Source organism: Actinomadura sp. NPDC048032 (genome assembly GCF_040653175.1).
In the GTDB taxonomy this organism is placed as follows: Bacteria; Actinomycetota; Actinomycetes; order Streptosporangiales; family Streptosporangiaceae; genus Spirillospora; species Spirillospora verrucosospora.
Genome location: NZ_JBEZJP010000433.1, coordinates 1 through 6,961, shown reverse-complemented (window position 1 = coordinate 6,961; position 6,961 = coordinate 1). Strand labels below are relative to the sequence as shown.

Sequence of the window (6,961 nt, the reverse complement as noted above, 5' to 3'; positions counted from 1 at the left end):
GCCGCGCCACTGCCACAGCACGGTGCGCAGCTTGTACTCGACGGAGAAGCAGACGCCGTGGTCGCAGCCCGCCGTCCCCGCGCCCGTGGAACCGGGCCGCCACCACGCCGGAGCGCCCGGCGGCCCCGCGCAGCCCGGCCTTCCCGAAGCCGTGCCCCCGGCCCCCGCGCACTTCGGCGAGGCGCCCGCTCCCCGCCCGGCCGACGAACCCCGCGCTCCCCTGCCCGGCGTTCCGGGAGAAGCGGCCCGCCGCCTCGCCGACCCGTCCAGCACCGCCGTCGACCCCGGCCACATGCCCGGCCTTGAGCCAGCGGCCGCGCCCAGCCCGTCCGGCGAGGTCGCGGAGCCCGAGCCACCGGGCCCCGGACCGGCCGTGCCGGAAGACGCGGGCGCCCCCCTCGGAGACGCGCGCGGAACGACCGGCCCCACCGGCGGCTTCGCGGAGCCCGGCCTCCCGCCACCCGCGTCGCAGAACACCGGTCCCCTCAGTGCCGCGCCAGGTGACGCCGGCACGCCCACCCCGCCCGGCGGCGCCGCAGAGCCTGGTCTTCCCGGGCCTGCACCTCAGCACCCCGAGGCACCAGCCACCGGACCGAGCGCGCCAGGGGAAGCGGGCCGCACGCACGCTGACCTGCCCGTCACCACCGCCCTTGGCACGGCCACGCCATCCGGCGGCGCCGCAGAGCCGGGCGTTCCCGGGCCTGCGCCTGAGAACAGCGGGCCCCTCGACGCCAAGCCCGGCCTGCCAGACGACGCGGGCCGTCCCTACACGGCCGCACCGAGCACGGCCCCTTCCGACACGCCCGGCCCGTCCGGCGGCGGCCCTGAGCCGAGCCTTCCGGAAACCGCCTCTCAGATTCCCGCCACGCCCGCCGGTCGTCCCCACATCGACGCGCCTGCCCCTGGCGCGACCACTCCGTCCGGCGGAGTTGCAGCCCAGGGCAGCGAGCTGCCGACCAGCGGATCGGGCGCGCCAGAGGGCACGACGGCCGGCCCGGGATCGGATGCGCCCGCCGCCCCCGCACCTGGGGCGACCACCCCGTTCGGCGGAGTCGCAGAGCCTGGGCTTCCCGGGGTCGGAACTCAAAGCAGCGAGCTGCCTGACACCGGATCGGGCACGCCGGAGGACGTAAGTCCCCACCCAGGCGCGACGGCACAAGGCCCCACGATGGCGGGACCAGGATCAGATGCGCCCGCCGCCCCGCTTGGCACCGGCGTTCCTCAGGGCACCGGGCCTTACAGTGCCGCGCCGGGCCTTCCCGGTGACGGGTCTCAGGGCAACGAGCCGCCCAACACGGGGCCGGACGCGCCCGGCGTGCCGTCCGGCACGGGTGCCACCGGATCCCTCGGTGCCGCGCCCGGGGCCGGACGAGGCGGCGGCCTGCCGGAAGGCGCCGACCGCCGTGTCGCGGGGCCCATCGCACCTCACGAGGTGGCGCGGACCGGCCAGGACGCGGGCGTCCAGAGCAGCGAACCTCCCGGCGCCCCATCTGGCGCCCCGGGAGACGCGGCGCCGGGCGGCCTCGCGGCGGTCCCTCAGGACGCCGCACACCCTGGCCAGGCGGACGCAGGCGGGGGCGAGGACGGCGCGCCCGCCGGAGAGCCGGGGGCGGGACGGTCGCTGCACGCCGTCGAGGAACCGGAGCCCGCGTTCGAGCCGGGGAACCGGATCGACCAGGAGCTCTACGAGGCGGCTTCCGGCGGCGACTCCGACGCGTTCCTGCGGGTGCTGCTGAACGCGAACGTGCTCGTGCCGATCCCCGATGACGCGCCGCTTGAGGTGACGCCCGTCCAGCGGGAGTTCCGGTGGGACGCGGCGCTGCGGGACGCGGTGTCCGTCCAGGTGTTCACGTCGATGGTCCGGTTGCGGGAGGTTCTGCCGCAGTCCCGGTTCGTGTACGCCGACTTCCGGGAGCTGATCGGCGCGTGGCCCCGGGAGGACTGGGCCATGGTGCTCAACCCGGGGACCCACATCGGGGCGTCGCTGCACGGCGACCAGGTGCGGTCGCTCAGCGAGTGGGCGGTGCGGGTCGGGCTCGTGCAGGCGCGGCCGGAGGTTCCGCTGCCGCCGCCGCGGCGGGAGCCGGTGCCGCAGGCGCCCACCGACCCCGAGGACCGCGTCTCGTCGCCGGCCATCATGCAGAAGGTCGTCCCGCACAGTCACGTCTCCTGGTACCTGGAGCAGGGGTACGACCGGGTCGGCGGCTTCGTCCACTCCACGAACGACGTGGCCGAGTTGCAGACGCCCTCCCAGCTCTACGAGGCGCTGGGGCTGCTGTTCCCCGATTCCTCGTTCTCCCTCGACGACGAGGGCGTGTACGTCATCCGGTGGCCGGCGTACTGCCCCGACCTGTACCGCGTCCCGTTCGGCGGGCGCGACGAGGAGGAGATGGCGTCCTGGGGCGAGTCCGGCTGGGTCATCGAGCGGCCGCCGTTCACGGGGAGCGGCTTCGCGCCGGGAAGCGCCGGGTCGATCCGCGAGTACAAGGTGACCAGCGTCCGGCTGCCGTACGGAGCGGAGATGTACTACATCGGCAGGGACCGGTCGGAGCGGTTCATCGCGATGTACGACCCGGACCGGCTCGCCTGGCTGCGGCCGGACGCCGGCGCCGAGGCGTGGGACGGACGGACGGAGGCCGCGCAGTGATCCGGGACGGGTACGTCGCGCGGTGGCTCGGCCGCGACTTCGAGGCCGCGCCGGGCGCCGACGGCGAGATCAGGCTGTACGCGCCCGGGCCGACGGACGGGTTCGAGGAGCTGCGCCCGGGGCGCTTCCGCCGCATCGTCCCCGCCTCCGAGGTCGAGGAGCTCCGCTACGTCCGGACGACGTGCCGCTGGCGCGGCGAGCGCTTCGTCATCGTCGGGGAGCACGAGACGTGGCTGCGGGTCGAGTACGCGGGCGGGCGGGCCCCGGTCGCCGAGAGCCTCGGGCTCGACCGCGTCGACCAGGGCATCTGGCAGGCCTGGGCGCCCGGGTCGGAGATCGAGGACGTCCGGGAGGAGTTCGTCTGACCGGGCGGGGTTGATTTGCCCCTTGGATCCGTGTTCGCATGTGTGCCGAGGCGATCCCTCGGACGGAAGCGCTCAACGGCGACGCGACGGAGGTGCGGCGGCAGTGATCTGCCGAGCGACGGTGAAACCGATCTTTGTTGGGCTCGGCACGGCGGCCATCCTCGCCGCCGGCGGCGCGTCCGCCGTGGCCGACGAGACGCCCTCCACCCCAGGGTCGGATCCCGCGTCCCCCGCGACCGGCAAGCTCACGGTGGACGTCGCCTCCACGGCGGCCAGGCTGGACCCGGGCGGCTCGCTCGACATCACGACGACGGTCACCGCCGTCGGCGGCGACGTGGCGAACATCAAGGTCACCAACATCACGGCGACCCTCAAGGGCACGACGGTGACCGGTGACTGCGGCGCGCCGTTCGAGTCGGCGGGGTGCGCCGTCGGCGACCTCGCCGCCGGGAAGAGCGGCACGCCCGTCACATCGCATGTGACGGTCCCGAAGGAGGGGCCGAAGGAGACGGCGGTCTACACGATCATCGTGACCGTCGACGCGACCGACCTCGCCCCGGTCGCCGGGACCAGGACGTTCAAGTACGTCGTCCCGTCCAAGCCGCCGCCCACGAAGACGCCGACCCCGACCCCGACCCCCTCGAAGACGCCCACGAAGTCGCCGTCGCGCAAACCCTCGAAGCCGTCGCCCACGCCGTCGCACTCCACGTCCTCCAGGACGTCGCACGGCGGGTCCGGCAGTGGAAGCGGCTCCTCGGGGAGCGGGAACGGCACGGGGACGAACGGGTCCGTGCAGACGTCGCCCAACGCGTCGTTCGAGCCGCAGAACCCGCAGGTGGCGTTGCCGTCCATCCAGGCGCCCAACCCGTCCGTCGCGCCGAGCCCGGCGCCCGGGGCGGAGACGCCGCAGAGCCGCCTCCAGGGCAACCAGGCGCCAGTCGCGCAGGATCTGACGTTCGAGCGGATGGCCAGCACGCAGATCGCCTGGCTGGCGGCGCTGATGGTGGCGTTCTCGCTGCTGCTGACGCAGCTGCGCCTCGGCCGCCGCCGCGCGCCCGTGGGGGCTCCGCGGCGGCCCCGGGGAACGCACCGCCGACCGCGGGGCGGCATGTTCGGCCGCTGATCTCCGCCGCGCGCGCTCTTCACCCGGGCGATCAGCGCAGCTCACGCGCCGGTCACGCTTTCGACGGGTGGCTCGCGTTCGTTGGAGGCATGCCCCGAGGAACTCGACCGCCGGCACCCCGCACCCCATCGGGCTCCGGAAACGGCGGATTCTCGAATGAGAATCTCACAAACGCCTTTCCGGGGCGCGGAGAACGGGACCGGAAATACTCACGCACGGCGACGCCAAGGGTCCGAGCCTATGCGAACCGTCTCCCGGCGAAACCGATAGATGACGACGGGAACCGCGTAGGCCGTGAGGTGGTTCGGCACCGGCGGGCCCGTTCCAAGGCAAGCGAATACCCCTGTTCACGCAGCGCGCCTTGACGATCGTCGGCGGGCAGGCGGCGCGTCCGGCGAAACGGCGGCGACCGCGCGCCGTTCCTTCGGCAATCAGGGACCCGGCTCGGCAACTCGCCGGACGGAAGCGGTTTGAGGCTCCCGGGAATGGTTACTTTCCCGGAGCGGCTGTTCCTTGCCAGCGCCCTTGCTGCCCCCGGAAGAGGTGACCGGTAATGGAAATTCGGACAAACGGTGACGTACCGAACCAGGACGAGATCGTTGAGCTGCGCGCCCGAGCGGAGGCCGGCGACCGGAACGCGGCCGGACGCCTCGGCGAGCTCCTGGCGAAGCACGGCGACCTGGCAGCCGCTCTGGACGTGTGGGCCCGCGCCTACGGCGACGCCGCGCCGACGACGAGGCGGCTGGCCGAACTGCTGGCCGACCGCGGCGACCTGAGGGCCGCCGTAGAGGTGTGGCAGTTCTCCGACCCGGTCCGGCAGAACCCGTCCGGCCTCCACGAGGAGTTCATGGCGGGCCTCGACATCGAGGAGCGCGTCGACTGGGACGACGACCCGGAGGACTGGGCGTTCATGGAAAGGGAGCGGCTGGCCCGGCTCCTGGCCGACCGGGACGACGAGGCCGCCGTCGCGTAGCCGCCGGCGCGGCGCCCCTCCCCGCCGGGAGGGCGCCCTCCCCGCGAGGGCACGGCGGGCGAGCGGCGGCCGCGGTGGCGTCGAGACGCCCACCCCGCTCAGATTGGCCGGAATTCCATTTATGGATGTCCTCATTTTCGGCCGCCCGGCACATCCCCGGGACCAGGTTGGACATTGTCCAAATTGACCGTCCGGACGATACTCGCCGCGAGAGCGGAAGGGTACCGAGCCAAAGGGCGAGAAGAAGTCGATCTTGGGCTGTAATGTCGTCCTGCTGTTCGGCCTTCGCTGGGAACGCGCTGCCGGCCAGGTGGCGGCGTCTCCGGCAAGACCCCCCATCGAGGACGAGGAATGCACCGTTGAATCGACGTTCCAGGTCGGCCATGGTCGCAGCGACCACCCTGCTCGCTTTCGCCTTCGCGGCCCCGGCCGCGTCAGCGGACGGAACCGATCCCGCCGCGGTGGTGCCGGTGTCGGGCACCAGCGCCCTGCCGCAGGGATGCGGGCTGCCCGAGGGCGACGGCTATGTCCTGAACCCGAACACCGAGGTCCAGCCCATGGTGGCGCGGGACCCGAAGCGGCCGTGGCGTCTCGTCACGGTGTACCAGCAGGACAGGTGGAACCGGTACGGCGGTAACGGGACCGGCACCGCCGTGTCCGACGACTACGGCGCGACCTGGCGCCGGTCGGCGAACCAGCCCGCGTTCTCCCGGTGCGACGGCGGCACCGCCGCCAACGGCGGGGACTACGACGTCACGACGGACCACTGGGTCACGATGACGCCGTCCGGCGCGGCGGTGGCCGCGTCGTTCTCTCTTTCGCGCACCGGCGAGGTGACGGCGATCCTGGTCTCGCGGTCCGGCGACGGTGGCGACCACTGGGGCGCCCCGGTGACCCTGCAGCGCGACGACGACGCGCGGTTCTTCAACGACCGCCCGGCGATCACCGCCGACCCGTACCACCCGGGCACGGTCTACGCGGTGTGGGACCGGGTCGACACCCAGCCGAGCGGCGCGTGGGTGCAGCCGGTCTACATGGCGAAGTCGACCGACGACGGGCGCACCTGGACCACGAAGAAGGTGTACGACTTCCCGGCCAACAGCGGCGTCATCGGTACCGAGCTGGTGCCGATGGCCGACGGGACGCTGCTGATCGGTATGCACCACGAGACCGACACCGCCGCGGCGACCCAGGTCATCCGCTCGACCGACGGCGGCGCCACGTGGTCCGCGCCGACGCTGAACGTGGCGGCGCCGATGGCGGTGGGCACCCGGATCCCCGACCCGGACGACTCGGGTGACCCGGTGCGCAACGCCACGCTCCCGCTGCTGGCGGCCCGTCCGGGCAGCAAGGTGGTGAACGCGGTCTGGCCGAGCCAGGACGCCGACGGCACCTTCCACGTCGCGTACGCGCGGTCCGCGGACAACGGGAAGACCTGGTCCGCCCCGGTCCGGGTGGACAAGACGCCCACCGGCTCCGCCGCGGTGCCGGCGATCGCCGTGTCCCCCGGCGGCACCGTGGCGATCACCTACTACGACTTCCGGAACAACACGTCCGCCGCCACCCTCCCCACCGACTTCTGGGCCGTGACCTGCGCGGACGACTGCACGAAGCCCGCGTCGTGGCGCGAGCGGCACATCGAGGGCCCGTTCGACGCGCGCACGGTGCCGGCGACGAGCTCCGGCCGGATGCTCGGTGACTACACCGGCCTGGTCTCGACCGGCTCGTCCTTCGTGGCCGTCTACGGCGTGGCCACCGGCCAGGCCGCCAACCCGGTGGACATCCACAGCGCGACCTTCTACAACTGACCGGCCTGATGCGGCCCTCCTGCGCGGGGAGGGCCGGAGGGGCGC

At 73.6% G+C, this 6,961-nt stretch carries 5 protein-coding genes and 1 pseudogene; 5 read left to right on the top strand and 1 reads right to left on the bottom strand.

Annotated elements, in window-relative coordinates:
- A pseudogene (locus AB0C69_RS35430) lies at nucleotides 1–571 on the bottom strand (hypothetical protein); the annotation flags it as partial.
- An 861-nt stretch (nucleotides 572–1,432) separates the two neighbouring features.
- Here AB0C69_RS35430 and AB0C69_RS35425 point away from each other — a divergent pair.
- The 5 genes from AB0C69_RS35425 (at nucleotide 1,433) to AB0C69_RS35405 (ending at nucleotide 6,916) form a co-directional block, all read left to right on the top strand.
- A complete protein-coding gene (locus AB0C69_RS35425) occupies nucleotides 1,433–2,647 on the top strand; it encodes an SseB family protein (protein WP_360359643.1) in 1,215 nt (404 codons plus the stop codon).
- Entirely contained in the window at nucleotides 2,644–3,012 is a 369-nt protein-coding gene (locus AB0C69_RS35420; RefSeq protein WP_353832141.1) for a hypothetical protein, read from the top strand. Before AB0C69_RS35425 ends, AB0C69_RS35420 begins: the two co-directional genes overlap by 4 nt.
- A gap of 103 nt (nucleotides 3,013–3,115) precedes the next feature.
- A complete protein-coding gene (locus AB0C69_RS35415; protein WP_360359640.1) occupies nucleotides 3,116–4,135 on the top strand; it encodes a hypothetical protein in 1,020 nt (339 codons plus the stop codon).
- A gap of 553 nt (nucleotides 4,136–4,688) precedes the next feature.
- Entirely contained in the window at nucleotides 4,689–5,108 is a 420-nt protein-coding gene (locus AB0C69_RS35410) for a hypothetical protein (protein WP_345179587.1), read from the top strand.
- Between the two features lie 383 nt (nucleotides 5,109–5,491).
- Entirely contained in the window at nucleotides 5,492–6,916 is a 1,425-nt protein-coding gene (locus AB0C69_RS35405; protein WP_353832145.1) for an exo-alpha-sialidase, read from the top strand.
- Nucleotides 6,917–6,961: the final 45 nt, after the last annotated feature.